Origin of the sequence: Pseudomonas sp. LjRoot277 (assembly GCF_964253845.1) — a bacterium.
Classification (GTDB): Bacteria; Pseudomonadota; Gammaproteobacteria; order Pseudomonadales; family Pseudomonadaceae; genus Aquipseudomonas.
In genome coordinates this window covers 1,900,644-1,915,470 of the sequence record NZ_CAXURI020000001.1, presented here as the reverse complement: position 1 = coordinate 1,915,470, position 14,827 = coordinate 1,900,644, and the positions used below count along the sequence as shown (strand labels likewise).

General features: G+C 58.4%; 14 protein-coding genes. 7 read left to right on the top strand and 7 right to left on the bottom strand.

All coding sequences use genetic code 11. The features are described 5' to 3' along the window. Positions 1-52 precede the first annotated feature (52 nt). The 3 genes from ACSQ87_RS09135 to ACSQ87_RS09125 form a co-directional block, all read right to left on the bottom strand. Positions 53-1,711: a cation acetate symporter gene (locus ACSQ87_RS09135; RefSeq protein ID WP_223433664.1), complete on the bottom strand. Its 1,659-nt coding sequence runs from the start codon at positions 1,709-1,711 to the stop codon at positions 53-55. Continuing rightward, complete coding sequence (locus ACSQ87_RS09130; RefSeq protein WP_008148580.1) at positions 1,708-2,019, bottom strand: DUF485 domain-containing protein; 312 nt, start codon at positions 2,017-2,019, stop codon at positions 1,708-1,710. Before ACSQ87_RS09130 ends, ACSQ87_RS09135 begins: the two co-directional genes overlap by 4 nt. A gap of 208 nt (positions 2,020-2,227) precedes the next feature. After that, entirely contained in the window at positions 2,228-3,079 is an 852-nt protein-coding gene (locus ACSQ87_RS09125) for a glycine betaine ABC transporter substrate-binding protein (protein ID WP_129442276.1), read from the bottom strand. Positions 3,080-3,365: 286 nt separating this feature from the next. On the opposite strand from ACSQ87_RS09125, the gene ACSQ87_RS09120 reads away from it, so the two are divergent. After that, complete coding sequence (locus tag ACSQ87_RS09120; protein ID WP_223433663.1) at positions 3,366-4,961, top strand: beta (1-6) glucans synthase; 1,596 nt, start codon at positions 3,366-3,368, stop codon at positions 4,959-4,961. A gap of 97 nt (positions 4,962-5,058) precedes the next feature. On the opposite strand, the gene ACSQ87_RS09115 is transcribed toward ACSQ87_RS09120, so the two are convergent. Further along, positions 5,059-5,427 (bottom strand): hypothetical protein, encoded by a 369-nt coding sequence (locus tag ACSQ87_RS09115; protein ID WP_046054321.1) that lies wholly within the window; start codon positions 5,425-5,427, stop codon positions 5,059-5,061. Positions 5,428-5,651: 224 nt separating this feature from the next. On the opposite strand from ACSQ87_RS09115, the gene ACSQ87_RS09110 reads away from it, so the two are divergent. Further along, on the top strand, positions 5,652-6,950 hold the full coding sequence (locus ACSQ87_RS09110; RefSeq protein WP_223433662.1) for a serine/threonine protein kinase: 1,299 nt from the start codon (positions 5,652-5,654) through the stop codon (positions 6,948-6,950). Continuing rightward, the gene (locus tag ACSQ87_RS09105) at positions 6,943-7,731 is read left to right on the top strand and encodes an MlaA family lipoprotein (protein ID WP_223433661.1); all 789 of its coding nucleotides are present in this window, start codon (positions 6,943-6,945) and stop codon (positions 7,729-7,731) included. The genes ACSQ87_RS09110 and ACSQ87_RS09105 overlap by 8 nt, the downstream gene beginning before the upstream one ends. 87 nt (positions 7,732-7,818) lie before the next feature. Here ACSQ87_RS09105 and ACSQ87_RS09100 read toward each other — a convergent pair whose 3' ends face one another. Continuing rightward, complete coding sequence (locus ACSQ87_RS09100) at positions 7,819-8,733, bottom strand: DUF808 domain-containing protein (RefSeq protein WP_436273586.1); 915 nt, start codon at positions 8,731-8,733, stop codon at positions 7,819-7,821. Positions 8,734-8,867: 134 nt separating this feature from the next. Here ACSQ87_RS09100 and ACSQ87_RS09095 point away from each other — a divergent pair, with 134 nt between their 5' ends. After that, entirely contained in the window at positions 8,868-9,476 is a 609-nt protein-coding gene (locus ACSQ87_RS09095; RefSeq protein ID WP_046054318.1) for a TetR/AcrR family transcriptional regulator, read from the top strand. A gap of 112 nt (positions 9,477-9,588) precedes the next feature. Here the strand turns inward: ACSQ87_RS09095 and ACSQ87_RS09090 are convergent, their stop codons facing one another. Continuing rightward, complete coding sequence (locus ACSQ87_RS09090) at positions 9,589-10,047, bottom strand: REP-associated tyrosine transposase (RefSeq protein WP_223431572.1); 459 nt, start codon at positions 10,045-10,047, stop codon at positions 9,589-9,591. 199 nt (positions 10,048-10,246) lie between these two features. Further along, positions 10,247-10,687 (bottom strand): GlcG/HbpS family heme-binding protein, encoded by a 441-nt coding sequence (locus tag ACSQ87_RS09085; RefSeq protein WP_223431573.1) that lies wholly within the window; start codon positions 10,685-10,687, stop codon positions 10,247-10,249. Between the two features lie 266 nt (positions 10,688-10,953). Here ACSQ87_RS09085 and gcl point away from each other — a divergent pair, with 266 nt between their 5' ends. The 3 genes from gcl (at position 10,954) to ACSQ87_RS09070 (ending at position 14,744) form a co-directional block, all read left to right on the top strand. After that, complete coding sequence (gcl, locus tag ACSQ87_RS09080) at positions 10,954-12,729, top strand: glyoxylate carboligase (RefSeq protein ID WP_008145572.1); 1,776 nt, start codon at positions 10,954-10,956, stop codon at positions 12,727-12,729. A gap of 181 nt (positions 12,730-12,910) precedes the next feature. After that, the gene (gene hyi / locus ACSQ87_RS09075) at positions 12,911-13,693 is read left to right on the top strand and encodes a hydroxypyruvate isomerase (RefSeq protein WP_223431574.1); all 783 of its coding nucleotides are present in this window, start codon (positions 12,911-12,913) and stop codon (positions 13,691-13,693) included. 160 nt (positions 13,694-13,853) lie between these two features. Continuing rightward, positions 13,854-14,744 (top strand): 2-hydroxy-3-oxopropionate reductase, encoded by an 891-nt coding sequence (locus ACSQ87_RS09070; protein WP_223431575.1) that lies wholly within the window; start codon positions 13,854-13,856, stop codon positions 14,742-14,744. Positions 14,745-14,827: the final 83 nt, after the last annotated feature.

Here is a 14,827-nt window from a genome sequence, read left to right as displayed (position 1 = left end):
CTCGACCGGGGCATTTCTGTTTAACGCAGCTTATACATACAAACCTGAAGCCTTAGTGAGCAACCGCCCCACTCGCCCCCAAGCCCGTCTGAGAACGAACGAACTGAGGGAAGAACAGCGCCCGCTCATTGTCAGCCGCAGTCGATTTGTCAGTGATCGAGAAGAACCAGATCCCGATAAACGCAATGGCCATGGAGAACAGCGCCGGGTACTCATACGGGAAGATAGCCTTCTCGTGATGCAGGATCTGCACCCAGATGGTTGGCCCAAGGACCATCAAACCAACGGCACTGATCAGACCCAACCAGCCGCCGATCATCGCACCACGCGTGGTCAACTTCTTCCAGTACATGGAAAGTAGCAGCACCGGGAAGTTACAGCTCGCCGCGATGGAGAACGCCAGGCCCACCATGAACGCGATGTTCTGGCTTTCGAACAGAATGCCCAGACCGATCGCCAACACACCCAGACAGATAGTGGTGATTTTCGAGACGCGGATCTCGTCCTTGTCGTTGGCCTTGCCCTTCTTGATCACGCTGGCGTAAAGGTCGTGAGACACCGCCGTAGCGCCGGCCAGCGTCAAACCAGCCACTACAGCCAGAATGGTTGCGAACGCGACTGCCGAGATGAAGCCCAGGAAGATACTGCCACCCACCGCGTTAGCCAGGTGCACCGCCGCCATGTTGTTGCCGCCCAACAGCGCGCCAGCTGCATCTTTAAAGGCAGGGTTGGTGCTGACCAGCAGGATCGCGCCGAAACCGATGATGAATGTCAGGATGTAGAAGTAGCCAATGAAGCCGGTTGCATACAGCACGCTCTTGCGAGCTTCTTTCGCGTCACTCACGGTGAAGAAGCGCATCAGAATGTGCGGCAGGCCAGCGGTACCGAACATCAGCGCCAGACCAAGCGAGAATGCCGAAACCGGATCTTTCACCAAACCGCCCGGGCTCATGATCGCTTCACCTTTAGGGTGAACCTTGATCGCCTCGGAAAACAGCAAGCTGAAGTCGAAGTTGACGTGTTTCATGACCATCAGCGCCATGAACGAAGCACCGGACAGCAGCAACACTGCCTTGATGATCTGCACCCAAGTGGTCGCCAACATGCCGCCGAACAACACGTACATGCACATCAGGATACCGACCAGGATCACGGCAACGTAGTAGTCGAGACCGAACAGCAACTGAATCAGCTTGCCGGCACCGACCATTTGCGCGATCAGGTAGAACGCCACCACCACCAGCGAGCCGCAAGCGGACAGCGTGCGGATCTGTGTTTGCCCAAGGCGATAGGACGCCACGTCGGCAAAGGTGTATTTACCCAGGTTACGCAGGCGCTCGGCGATCAGGAACAGAATGATCGGCCAGCCCACCAGGAAGCCGATCGAGTAGATCAGGCCGTCGTAACCGGAAGTGAACACCAGGGCGGAAATACCCAGGAAAGACGCCGCCGACATGTAGTCACCGGCAATCGCCAGACCGTTCTGGAAGCCGGTGATCTTGCCACCCGCCGCGTAGTAGTCAGCCGCCGAATTGTTGCGCTTGGAGGCCCAGTAGGTGATGCACAGGGTCAGGCCAACGAACGCGACGAACATCAGGATCGCGGAAACGTTGAGCGGTTGTTTGTGCACTTCGCCGGTCAGGGCTTCACCTGCCCAGGCGCCAGGTGCAAAGGCTGCGATGCTCAATAGAGCCATTAGACGCCGGATCATTGCTGAGCCTCCTTGAGAATCGCATTGTTCAGGTCGTCGAATTCGCCATTGGCGCGTCGTACGTAGATTGCAGTCAGGATAAAGGCCGAGAGAATCAGCCCGACACCAATCGGTATCCCCCAGGTAATCGAAGACTCGGGGCTGATTTTCGCCCCCAGAATATGCGGCCCGTAAGCAATCAAAAGGATGAATCCGGAGTAAAGCCCAAGCATGATCGCCGAAAGAATCCAGGCGAACTTTTCTCGCTTACTAACCAGCTCCTTGAAGCGCGGGCTGTTTTGAATCGAGAGGTAAATGCTGTCGTTCATTGTTTTTATCCTCGCAGCACAGATGAAGTTGGAACGTTATCCACTCTATGCGGCTACGGAACTGGTTCCAGACGACCTTAGTATTAGAACGACATGACAGAATCGCCATTTTCCAGCATCCACAAAACAATGTGGGAGAAAGCAAAAGGCCGCTTGGCAGTGATACCAAGCGGCCCTGTAAGGTGCTGACTAGACGCGTCAGCTCAAATCATTTGGTCCAGTCTGCAACGCGTTCCGGGTGTTTGGCCACCCAATCCTTCGCAGCGACTTCAGGTTTGGCACCATCCTGAATGGCCAACATGACTTCGCCGATTTCGTCTTTCGACGCCCACTGGAAGTTCTTCATGAACTTGGCAACTTCCGGCGCCTTGGTCGCCAGTTCTTTACTGCCGATGTTGTTTACGGTTTCAGCCGCGCCATAAACGCCTTTCGGGTCGTCCAGGAAGCGCAGTTTCCACTTGGCGAACATCCAGTGCGGCACCCAGCCGGTAACAGCAATGGATTCGTTTTTCTTCTCGGCACGGGTCAGCTCGGCAATCATGCCGGCGCCGGAACTGGCCTTGAGTTGATAGCCGGTCAGATCGTAGTCCTTGATTGCCTGCTCGGACTTGAGCATCACGCCTGAACCGGCGTCGATGCCGACGATACGACCTTTGAAGCTGTCGTCGGTTTTCAGATCGGCAATACTTTTGGCTTTGACGTACTCCGGCACGATCAGGCCAATTCTTGCGTCCTTGAAGTTCGGACCGTAATCGACGACTTGATCCTTGTTCTTGGTCCAGTATTCACCATGAGTCACAGGCAGCCACGCAGACATCATGGCATCGAGTTTGCCAGTGGCCACGCCCTGCCACATGATCCCGGTGGCAACTGCTTGCAGTTTCACGTCATAACCGAGTTTCTGCCTGATCACTTCAGCGGCCACGTTGGTCGTGGCGACACTGTCCGACCAGCCGTCGACATAACCGATAGTCACTGCCTTGCCTTCGGCGCTGGCTACAGTAGAACTGATCGCCAGCACCAAAGCGGCACCTGCGCCCAAGAGTCGTCGCATCTTCATCGTTACTTCCCCGAAAGTGCTGCGCTCGACGGATGCCGAGTCGCGTCAACGTATTGTTATGGTGCACAGCGCCCCCATCACGCCCACCGCAAACTCGTCCGAACATCAGCGGAGTACTGACGCGTCGATAATCAACCTCACGGCAATGGCGACCTGCTCTGCCAGCGACATCAAGGCATCGAGAAACGACATCAGAACGCCATTAATCTAGACCACCGGAAGTCCGCCGGCCAGTCCGCCCAAACTTTGCATGTCAAAAGTATGCAGGCCACCAAGCACGCGGCAAATGAAGGTAACATGCGCGGCTTTGCTCCCAGACGGCCTGACCATGCCCGCGACATCCCGCTTTCCTTTTTTTGCTTATCTATTCGCCTGCCTGTTGGGGCTTTTTGCCCTGGGTGGCTTCTGGTACGGCCTCGGTAAACCGGTGGTGCTGCCGGACGTGGCCAGCGCGACGCACAAGCTGCAATGCGCCTCCTACACCCCGTTCGACAAGGACCAATCGCCGTTCGATCAGCCGTTCAAGCTCCGCCCCGAGCGCATGGACGCCGACCTCGCGCTGCTGGCCAAAAGCTTCGAATGCATCCGCACCTATTCCATGACTGGCCTCGAAGCCCTGCCCGACCTGGCGCGCAAGCACGGGCTGAAACTGATGATCGGCGCCTGGGTCAACAGCAACCCGGTGGACACCGCCAAGGAAGTCGACCTGCTGATCGCCTCGGCCAACGCCAATGCGGACGTTGTGACCTCGGTGATCGTCGGCAACGAAACCCTGTTGCGCAAGGAAGTCACTGGCGCGCAACTAGCCAAGCTCATCAGTAAAGTCAAAAGCCAGGTCAAACAGCCTGTCACTTACGCCGATGTCTGGGAGTTCTGGCTCAAACACCCGGAAATCGCCCCGGCGGTGGATTTCCTGACCATCCATTTGTTGCCGTACTGGGAAGATGACCCGTCGAACATCGATGCCGCCCTGCAGCATGTGGCCGAAGTACGTCAGGTGTTCGGTAACAAGTTCGCACCCAAAGACGTGATGATTGGTGAAACCGGCTGGCCGAGTGAAGGCCGCCAGCGCGAAACCGCGCTGCCGAGCCGGGTCAATGAAGCCAAGTTCATTCGCGCCTTTGTCATCATGGCGGAGCAGCAAGGTTGGCATTACAACCTGATCGAAGCCTTCGACCAACCCTGGAAACGCGCCAGCGAAGGTGCGGTCGGTGGTTACTGGGGGCTGTTCGATGCCGATCGCCAGGACAAGGGCGTGCTCGCCGGTCCGGTGTCGAACGTGCCTTACTGGACACAATGGCTGGTGGTGGGAGGTCTGATCTTCCTTGGCTCGTTGATCCTCGGCGGACGTGTCCGCAGCACTCGCGCAGCGCTGGTTCTACCGCTTCTGGGTGCACTCGCCGCCTGCTCGATTGGCGCCTGGGGCGACCTGGCCCGTGTCACTACGCGGTTTGGCAGTGAATGGTTGTGGGTCGCTTTGCTGACGGCTTTGAATCTGTTGGTACTGGCGCATGCGGCACTGACGCTGAGCGCTCGCACTGGCTGGCGTGAACGGGCGTTCAACGCGCTGGAGCGTCGGGCGGGCTGGCTGCTCGCTGTGGCCGGGTTTGCCGCTGCGGTGACGATGCTGGAGCTGGTGTTCGATCCGCGTTATCGCAGCTTCCCGAGTGTCGCATTCATCCTGCCGGCGCTGGTCTATCTGTGCCGCCCGGTGAGCGTGCCGCGTCGGGAGATTGCCCTGCTGACCTTCATCATCGGTGCCGGCATTGCGCCGCAGCTTTACCGTGAAGGGTTGCAGAATCAGCAGGCCTGGGGTTGGGCGCTGGTGAGTGTGTTGATGGTTGCAGCGTTGTGGCGCAGTTTGCGGGTTCGCAAAGGATAATCATCAAGCAAGATCAAAAGATCGCAGCCTGCGGCAGCTCCTACAGGGAAACGCGTATTCCTGTGTAGGAGCTGCCGCAGGCTGCGATCTTTCCGTATCAGGCGACGCGGTTTTCCCGGACCAGACGCAACCCGGCAATCACCACCGCAAACACCGCCAACGTGGTGTTGTACAACGCCAGCGCCGGAAACCCGAACACCAGCGCCAGCACGGCCAACCACCACCCTGCCCGGCCCGGGAGCACAAAACCGATAACAGCTGCCGCCAATGCCGCAAAGCCCAAGACGTTGAAGTGAATCATCAGGCCCAGGCTCGAACGAACCTGGCATTCCCAGCGACTCGCTTCGTCTACGCAGATGCCGACCCATTGAGCATCCTCCATAAAGCCATAACGCGCGCCATAACTGGCGGCCAGCCATAACGGCAGAAGAACGAGCAGCAGAATCACAGGTAGACGGCGGGACATGAAGCACTCCAATAAACGAAAACGGCGGCCAGCTTAATCCCCCGCCAGCGGTAAGCAAACGCGTGCAAGAGATAATTGGTCACCAAATAGCTGCAAAGTGTATCGTCCAGCTACCATTACTCCGAATTTAGGCCTGATTGGTGCCGATCCATGGCACTTTGGCGCAAAACCCGTGGTCATAGCCTGCGAACTTCATTCGGCACCTTTCTCTAAGGGATCTAGTCATGCTCCGTTCCTTGCGCTTCGCCGCCCTGTTTGGCGGCCTTATTTTGAGTGCGTCCGCACTGGCGGTAGACATCGACGCCGCCAGTTATGGCTACCCCTTGACCAACCCTTTCGAGGCGACCATTGCGACGACACCGCCGCACTTGCGCCCGGAGTTGCCGCTGGACGATGACATCGATCAGGAAACCCGTAGCGTCAGGTTACGCCCGGAGCGTGAATTCGATTTGCCGGACAACTTCTGGCCGGTGAAGAAACTCACCTACCGCATCGCCACACAAGATAAAGCCGCACCACTGATCTTCCTGATCGCCGGCACCGGCGCGCGCTACGACAGCAGCCTTAACGAGTACCTGAAGAAGCTCTACTACAAGGCCGGCTACCACGTGGTGCAACTGTCGTCGCCCACCAGCTTCGACTTCATGAGCGCCGCCTCACGCTTTGCCACACCCGGTATCACCAAGGAAGATGCCGAAGACATGTACCGGGTGATGCAGGCCGTGCGGGCACAAAACCCGAATGTGAACGTTACCGATTACTACCTGACCGGCTACAGCCTGGGCGCCCTGGATGCGGCGTTCGTCGCGCACCTGGATGAAACCCGCCGCAGCTTCAACTTCAAGAAAGTCTTGCTGCTCAACCCGCCGGTCAACCTCTACACCTCGATTACCAACCTGGACAAGCTGGTCCAGACCGAGGTCAAAGGCATCAACAACAGCACAACGTTCTATGAACTGGTGCTGAACAAACTGACCCGCTACTTCCAGCAGAAAGGCTACATCGACCTCAACGATGCGCTGCTCTACGACTTCCAGCAGTCCAAGCAGCACCTGAGCAACGAACAGATGGCCATGCTGATCGGCACTTCGTTCCGCTTCTCGGCAGCCGACATTGCCTTCACCTCGGACCTGATCAACCGTCGCGGTCTGATCACGCCACCGAAATACCCGATCACCGAAGGCACCACCCTCACGCCGTTCCTTAAACGCGCGCTGCAGTGCGACTTCGACTGCTACATCACCGAACAGGTCATCCCGATGTGGCGCGCCCGCACCGACGGCGGCAGCCTGCTGCAACTGATAGACCAGGTCAGTTTGTATGCGCTCAAGGATTACCTGCACGACAGCCCGAAAATCGCCGTCATGCACAACGCCGACGACGTGATTCTCGGCCCTGGCGACCTTGGTTTCCTGCGCAAGACCTTTGGCGATCGCTTGACCGTTTATCCACTGGGCGGCCATTGCGGCAACCTGAATTACCGCGTCAACAGCGACGCCATGCTGGAGTTCTTCCGTGGCTAAATACCTCCTGCTTATCGCCGCGTTACTCTGTGCAGGCGTCGCCAATGCCGACAACAGCAAAGCCAACGCACCGGTTGTGATTGACAGTGACGGCTTCAAGGAGCCGCTGAGCAAACTCAAATTCAACCCGGGGCTGGATCAGCGCGAGTTCGAACGCTCGACGCTTAGCGCGCTGGCCGTCTACGACCCGCTGGAAGAGTGGAACCGCCGCGTCTACCACTTCAACTACCGCTTCGACCAATGGGTGTTCCTGCCAGTGGTCAATGGCTATCGCTACATCACGCCGAGTTTCCTGCGCACTGGCGTCAGCAACTTCTTCAATAACCTCGGTGACGTGCCGAACCTGCTGAACAGCCTGTTGCAGTTCAAGGGTCAGCGCTCGATGGAAACCACCGCGCGCCTGCTGCTCAACACCACCATAGGCATCGCCGGCTTGTGGGACCCGGCCACCGCCATGGGCCTGCCGCGCCAGAGCGAAGATTTCGGCCAGACGCTGGGTTTTTACGGTGTACCGGGCGGCGCCTACTTCGTGTTGCCGATCCTCGGACCTTCCAACATCCGCGACACTGGGGGCCTGGCGGTCGATTTCACCGCAGAGTCGGCGATCAATTTCCTGAACGTCTCCGAAGTCAGCGAAAACCATCCGGAAATCTGGGTCCTGCGTGGCATCGACAAGCGCTACCAGAACAGCTTCCGCTATGGCCAGCTGAACTCACCATTCGAGTACGAGAAAGTGCGCTACGTGTACACCGAGTCGCGCAAGTTGCAGATCGCCGAGTAACTCCATCGGCGACAAAAAAGGCCATTCGATGCGAATCGAATGGCCTTTTTTATTTCTAGACTTTCCACAAATCCCCTGTGGTTGTCTTCAGCCTTTGACTGAGCGCCAGATTTTGCTCCCCGCCATGACGCCGGCCAACACCACCGCCCCCGCCACTATCCCCGCCACCGCATTCAGCAACGTCGGCACGACAAACCCGGCACCGCCCGCCCCTGCGCTGACGCTCTCAATCCAGTGATGAACCACCGGCACGCCGTGGGTGAGAATTCCGCCACCCACCAGGAACATCGCCGCCGTGCCGATCACCGACAGGCTTTTCATCATGTACGGAGCAGCACGCAGGATCCCGCCGCCGATGCTCTTGGCCATCTGTCCAGGCTTCTGAGTCAGCCACAAGCCGAGGTCGTCGAGTTTGACGATGCCAGCCACCAGGCCATACACGCCGATGGTCATGACGATGGCAATGCCCGAGAGGACGATGACTTGCTGGGTCAGCGGAGCATCTGCCACGGTGCCGAGAGTGATGGCGATGATTTCCGCCGAAAGAATGAAGTCAGTGCGGATGGCGCCTTTGATCTTGTCCTGCTCGAACGCCACCAGATCGACCGCCGGATCAGCCACGGCCTCGACCAGCTCTGCATGCTCGGCCTGGTCTTCAGCCTTGCTGTGCAGGAATTTATGGGCCAGTTTTTCGAAACCTTCAAAACACAGGTACGCGCCACCGATCATCAACAACGGTGTGACCAGCCAGGGAATGAACGCGCTGATGGCCAACGCCGAGGGCACCAAAATCAGCTTGTTGAGAAACGACCCTTTGGCCACCGCCCACACCACCGGGATTTCCCGCTCGGCACGCACACCGGAAACCTGTTGGGCATTGAGCGCCAGATCGTCGCCGAGCACGCCGGCAGTCTTCTTGGCGGCCATTTTGGTCATCAACGCCACATCGTCGAGTACCGCGGCAATGTCGTCGATCAGCAACAGCAAACTGCTTCCTGCCATGAATCAGGTTTCCTTCTTGAATGAATGCCGCGCAGCATAGCGCGGCCAGGGACCGCACGGGGCATTCTTGAGCGCCGCGCGAGGCCGGTGCTACCATGCGCAACCGCCAGAACAGGCAAGGAACCCCCTGGTTTATGAGCACTATCCGCGAGCGCAACAAAGAACTGATCCTGCGTGCCGCCAGTGAAGAATTTGCCGACAAGGGCTTCGCTGCGACCAAAACCAGTGACATCGCAGCCAAGGCGGGATTGCCCAAGCCCAACGTCTACTACTACTTCAAATCCAAGGAAAACCTCTACCGCGAGGTCCTGGAAAGCATCATCGAACCAATTCTGCAGGCCTCGACACCGTTCAACGCCGACGGCGTGCCCAGTGAAGTGCTGAGCGGCTACATCCGCTCGAAAATCCGCATCTCCCGCGACCTGCCCTTCGCCTCCAAGGTGTTCGCCAGCGAAATCATGCACGGCGCCCCGCACCTGAGTGCCGATCTGGTTGAACGGCTCAACGGCCAGGCCAAGCACAACATCGACTGCATCCAGACCTGGATCGACCGCGGCCAGATTGCCCCGATCGACCCCAACCACCTGATGTTCAGCATCTGGGCCGCGACCCAGACCTATGCCGACTTCGACTGGCAGATTTCCGCGGTGACCGGAAAGGCCAAGCTCGATGAGGCCGACTATGAAGCGGCGGCGCAGACGATTATCCGGTTGGTGCTTAAAGGGTGTGAGCCTGATCGATAGACCGCGGCGCCCCCATCGCCAGCAGGCTGGCTCCCACAGTGGATCTCTGACACTCAGATAATCCACCTGTGGGAGCCAGCCTGCTGGCGATGGGGACGACTCGGTTTTTGGATCAAACCCAAATCGCATCCCACAGCGGATAGTCGCCAAGCCGCTCGACCAACCCGGTCCGCAACGGGTTAGCCACAACATACCGGGCAACCTTTACCAAGTCCTCTTCACGACGCAGCGCTCGATCATGAAAACCTCGCTGCCAAAGACTGGCCCTACGGCCGCCAGACAGATTCACTGCCTTGCTACTCAACGACTTGGTCCTTTGCATCAGTCCGCACAGCGACCCCCGCTGCAATTCGATCAGCCAATGAAAATGATCCGGCATGACGACCCAGGCCAGTGAGTTTGCATAACCTTGGTCCTGCGCAGCGCGAAATTGCGAGACGACTAATCTGCCCAAGGTGAAGTCCTTGAAAACAGGTTCTCGGTCGAGTGTGTTTGTCGTTAAGAGATAGATGCGGTTTTGCTCGGCACAGCGGCCGATGCGCAGACGGTTTGAAGCTGGTAAATCCGGCATTCCATTGCCCTTTTCCTAATGAAATCAAAAAGAGCCTAGTCTTGTGATGACTAAAAGGCGGGGGCAGACTTTTGGCAGGATGTGTCTGGTAGAGCACCATCGCCAGCAGGCTGGCTCCCACAGTGGATCTCTGACACTCAGATAATTCACCTGTGGGAGCCAGCCTGCTGGCGATAGCGGTAGATCAATCACCCATTAATCAAGCAGTCACCCCAGCATCCGCCGTCAACCCCAGCGCCTCAATCGCGTTGATCGCACATTGCTCATCAACATCGGAAAGATCACCGCTGATACCAACAGCCCCCAGCACATTCCCGTCCTGATCCCGAATCAATACACCGCCCGGTGCCGGCACAACGCTGCCCTGCCCCAGACTGTTCAAAGCGGCGATAAACGCCGGTCGTTGTTGTGCGTCCAGCGCCAGCAGGCGTGAGCCTTTGCCCAGGGCGATGGCGCCCCAGGCTTTGCCGATGGCGATCTGCGGGCGCAGCAGGCTGGCGCCGTCTTCACGTTGCAGGGTGACCAAGTGCCCACCCGCATCCAGTACTGCGATGGTCAATGGAGCCGCCGAGATTGCACGCCCTGCGGAGATAGCCTGATTGGTCAGGTTGACTGCGACTTTCAAGGTTAAAGCGCTCATGGTGCCGTCCTCATTTTGTTATAGGGAAAGCTGCTGGACTGCGTTTTGTTCAGAAGTCCGATGCAACAAATAGAACACAATGAGTTATTTTTTTGTATACAATAATTTTCGAAAAGCGCCACATGCGACGAAAAGCCACAGTAGATTAGGCTTCCGACGAATGAAACGGCCGCTTGAGAAAATGGATTGACCTGCGCCGTCCGCCGTGAATACACTCTGCGCAAAGCCACTTGTATACAATTACAAAACGTAAGAGGCACAAAACCATGAGCAAAATGAGAGCAATCGAAGCCGCCGTTCTGGTGATGCGCCGCGAAGGGGTTGATACCGCTTTTGGCATCCCCGGCGCCGCGATCAACCCGCTGTACTCCGCCTTGCAGAAGGTCGGTGGCATCGATCACGTCCTTGCTCGCCACGTTGAAGGCGCCTCGCACATGGCCGAGGGCTACACCCGCACCAAGGCCGGCAACATCGGCGTGTGCATCGGCACTTCCGGCCCGGCCGGTACCGACATGGTCACCGGGCTCTACAGCGCCTCGGCCGACTCGATCCCGATTCTTTGCATTACCGGCCAGGCACCCCGCGCCCGTATGCACAAGGAAGACTTCCAGGCTGTCGACATCACCTCGATCGTCAAGCCAGTGACCAAGTGGGCAACCACCGTCATGGAACCGGGCCAGGTGCCTTACGCGTTCCAGAAAGCCTTCTACGAAATGCGCTCCGGCCGTCCAGGCCCGGTGCTGATCGATCTGCCGTTCGACGTGCAGATGGCTGAAATCGAATTCGACATCGACGCCTACGAACCACTGCCGCTGGCCAAGCCAACCGCTAACCGCGTGCAAATCGAGAAGGCGCTGGCCATGCTCGATCAGGCCGAGCGTCCGTTGCTGGTGGCCGGTGGTGGCATCATCAATGCCGACGCCAGCGAGTTGCTGGTGGAATTCGCCGAGCTGACCGGTATTCCGGTGGTCCCGACCCTGATGGGCTGGGGCACCATTCCGGACGATCACCCGTTGATGGTCGGCATGGTCGGTCTGCAAACCTCGCACCGCTACGGCAACGCCACGATGCTCAAATCCGACCTGGTGCTGGGTGTCGGTAACCGTTGGGCCAACCGTCACACCGGTTCGATCGACGTTTACACCGAAGGCCGCAAGTTCATTCACGTTGACATCGAACCGACCCAGATCGGCCGCGTGTTCACCCCGGACCTGGGCATCGTTTCCGACGCCGCTGCCGCGTTGACCGTGTTCATCGAAGTCGCTCGCGAATGGCAAGCCGCCGGCAAGCTGAAAAACCGCAGTGCCTGGCTGCAAGACTGCCAGCAGCGCAAATCCAGCCTGCAGCGCAAGACTCACTTCGACAACGTGCCGGTCAAGCCGCAACGCGTTTACGAAGAAATGAACCAGGTGTTCGGCAAAGACACGTGCTACGTCAGCACCATCGGTCTGTCGCAGATTGCCGGCGCGCAGTTCCTGCACGTCTACAAACCGCGTCACTGGATCAACTGCGGTCAGGCAGGTCCTCTGGGCTGGACCATTCCGGCAGCGCTGGGCGTGGTCAAGGCTGATCCGACCCGTAAAGTTGTGGCGCTGTCGGGCGACTATGACTTCCAGTTCATGATCGAAGAATTGGCGGTGGGCGCGCAGTTCAAGCTGCCGTACATCCACGTGGTAGTGAACAACTCGTACCTGGGGCTGATTCGTCAGGCTCAGCGCGGTTTCGACATGGACTACTGCGTGCAGCTGTCCTTCGACAACCTGAACGCTCCGGAACTCAACGGTTACGGTGTCGACCACGTTGCGGTCGCCGAAGGCCTGGGCTGCAAGGCGCTGCGTGTGTTCGAACCGAGCCAGATCCAGCCTGCCCTGCGCAGGGCTCAGGAGCTGATCGAAGAGTTCAAGGTGCCGGTCATCGTCGAGATTATTCTGGAGCGTGTGACCAACATTTCCATGGGCACCGAGATCAACGCCGTCAACGAATTCGAAGACCTGGCGCTGGTCGGCAACGACGCGCCAACCGCGATTTCGTTGCTGGATTGATTTGGCTTTTAGCTCCCTCTCCCCTCCGGGGAGAGGGCTGGGGTGAGGGGCAGTTTTGTGCCGTTCGCAGGATCTGGATCACACTCTTGATCCACCCCTCACCCTAACCCTCTCCCCCTGGAGAGGGGACTGATCGCGTTTAGCCGGGCCATCTGTATTTAATCTGCACGAGGAGACCACCATGCCGCGTTTCGCAGCCAACCTGTCCATGCTGTTCACCGAGCAGGATTTTCTTGCCCGTTTTGAAGCTGCCGCCAAGGCCGGCTTCAGTGGTGTCGAATACCTGTTCCCTTACGATTTCAGCTCCGCCGAGATCAAAGCCAAGCTCGATGCCAATGGCTTGACCCAAGTGCTGTTCAACCTGCCGGCCGGTGACTGGGCCAAGGGCGAGCGCGGTATCGCGTGCCTGCCGGATCGGGTTGAAGAGTTCCGTGCCGGTGTCGACCTGGCCATCGCTTACGCGCAAGTGCTGGGCAATACCCAGGTCAACTGCCTGGCCGGTATTCGTCCACAAGGCATCGACGATGCCACCGTGGAAAAAACCTTCGTCGCCAACCTCAAGTACGCCGCCGACAAGCTGCAAGCGGCGGGCATCAAACTGGTGATGGAAGCGATCAACACCCGCGACATCCCGGGTTTCTACCTGAACAACACCGCGCAAGCCCTGTCGATTCGCGAACAGGTCGGCAGCGCCAACCTGTTCCTGCAATACGACATCTACCACATGCAAATCATGGAGGGCGACCTGGCCCGCACCATGGCCGCGCACCTGGGCGAGATCAACCACATCCAGTTGGCCGATAACCCTGGGCGCAACGAACCGGGCACCGGTGAAATCAACTACCGCTTCCTGTTCGAACACCTGGACCGCATCGGTTATCAGGGTTGGGTTGGCTGCGAATACAAGCCGCTGACTACCACTGAAGCAGGTCTGGGCTGGTTGAAAACCCATAACGCAATCTGAAATTGAAGTGGCCCTTGTGGCGAGGGGATTTATCCCCGTTCGGCTGCGCAGCAGTCGTAAAACCTGGGGCCGCTTCGCTGCCCAACGGGGATAAATCCCCTCGCCACAAAAGCTCACCGACTCAGGGTCGGGAGCAACACAAAAACAAGAGGAATTTCTCATGGCTAAAATCGGATTTATCGGCACCGGCATCATGGGCCACCCAATGGCGTTGAACCTGCAGAAAGCCGGTCACAGCCTGTTCCTGTCGGCGCACCACGACCCTGCACCTGCTGACCTGATTGCCGGTGGCGCCGTCGCCCTGGCCAACCCGAAAGAAGTCGCGCAAGAAGCCGAATTCATCATCGTCATGGTGCCGGATACCCCACAGGTCGAAGACGTGCTGTTCCGCACCGACGGTATTGCGGCCGGTGTTGGCAAAGGCAAAGTCGTGATCGACATGAGCTCGATCTCGCCAACCGCCACCAAAGCCTTCGCTGCCAAAATCAACGAAAAAGGCGCTCAGTACCTCGACGCGCCAGTGTCCGGCGGTGAAGTCGGCGCCAAGGCCGCGACCCTGAGCATCATGGTCGGCGGCGATGCCGATGCCTTCGAACGCGTTCTGCCACTGTTCCAGGCGATGGGCAAGAACATCACCCTGGTCGGCGGCAACGGCGACGGTCAAACCGCGAAAGTGGCGAACCAGATCATCGTGGCGCTGAACATCCAGGCCGTGGCTGAAGCCCTGCTGTTCGCTTCGAAAAACGGTGCCGATCCAGCCAAGGTCCGTGAAGCACTGATGGGCGGTTTCGCATCCTCGAAGATCCTCGAAGTGCACGGCGAGCGCATGATCAAAGGCACTTTCGATCCAGGCTTCCGCATCAGCCTGCACCAGAAGGACCTGAACCTGGCCCTGGCCGGCGCACGCGAGCTGGGCATCAACCTGCCGAATACCGCCAACACCCAGCAAGTGTTCAGCACCTGCGCGGCCATCGGCGGCAGCAACTGGGACCACTCGGCGCTGATCAAGGGCCTGGAACACATGGCGAATTTCTCGATTCGCGATAAGTAAGCAGCCCCGCACAAAACCTTGTGGGAGCGGGCTTGCTCGCGAAAGCGGTGTGTCAGTCAACATCTCTGTTGAATGTGAAGCCG

Excerpts from the sequence above, each read along its gene's own strand:
- ACSQ87_RS09090 (WP_223431572.1), bottom strand. The coding sequence starts at position 10,047 with ATGCCGGATTTACCAGCTTCAAACCGTCTGCGCATCGGCCGCTGTGCC.
- ACSQ87_RS09095 (WP_046054318.1), top strand. The coding sequence starts at position 8,868 with ATGAGCACTATCCGCGAGCGCAACAAAGAACTGATCCTGCGTGCCGCC.
- hyi (WP_223431574.1), top strand. The coding sequence starts at position 12,911 with ATGCCGCGTTTCGCAGCCAACCTGTCCATGCTGTTCACCGAGCAGGAT.
- ACSQ87_RS09120 (WP_223433663.1), top strand. The coding sequence starts at position 3,366 with ATGAAGGTAACATGCGCGGCTTTGCTCCCAGACGGCCTGACCATGCCC.
- ACSQ87_RS09070 (WP_223431575.1), top strand. The coding sequence starts at position 13,854 with ATGGCTAAAATCGGATTTATCGGCACCGGCATCATGGGCCACCCAATG.
- ACSQ87_RS09100 (WP_436273586.1), bottom strand. The coding sequence starts at position 8,733 with ATGGCAGGAAGCAGTTTGCTGTTGCTGATCGACGACATTGCCGCGGTA.
- ACSQ87_RS09130 (WP_008148580.1), bottom strand. The coding sequence starts at position 2,019 with ATGAACGACAGCATTTACCTCTCGATTCAAAACAGCCCGCGCTTCAAG.
- ACSQ87_RS09085 (WP_223431573.1), bottom strand. The coding sequence starts at position 10,687 with ATGAGCGCTTTAACCTTGAAAGTCGCAGTCAACCTGACCAATCAGGCT.
- ACSQ87_RS09135 (WP_223433664.1), bottom strand. The coding sequence starts at position 1,711 with ATGATCCGGCGTCTAATGGCTCTATTGAGCATCGCAGCCTTTGCACCT.
- gcl (WP_008145572.1), top strand. The coding sequence starts at position 10,954 with ATGAGCAAAATGAGAGCAATCGAAGCCGCCGTTCTGGTGATGCGCCGC.
- ACSQ87_RS09110 (WP_223433662.1), top strand. The coding sequence starts at position 5,652 with ATGCTCCGTTCCTTGCGCTTCGCCGCCCTGTTTGGCGGCCTTATTTTG.
- ACSQ87_RS09125 (WP_129442276.1), bottom strand. The coding sequence starts at position 3,079 with ATGAAGATGCGACGACTCTTGGGCGCAGGTGCCGCTTTGGTGCTGGCG.
- ACSQ87_RS09115 (WP_046054321.1), bottom strand. The coding sequence starts at position 5,427 with ATGTCCCGCCGTCTACCTGTGATTCTGCTGCTCGTTCTTCTGCCGTTA.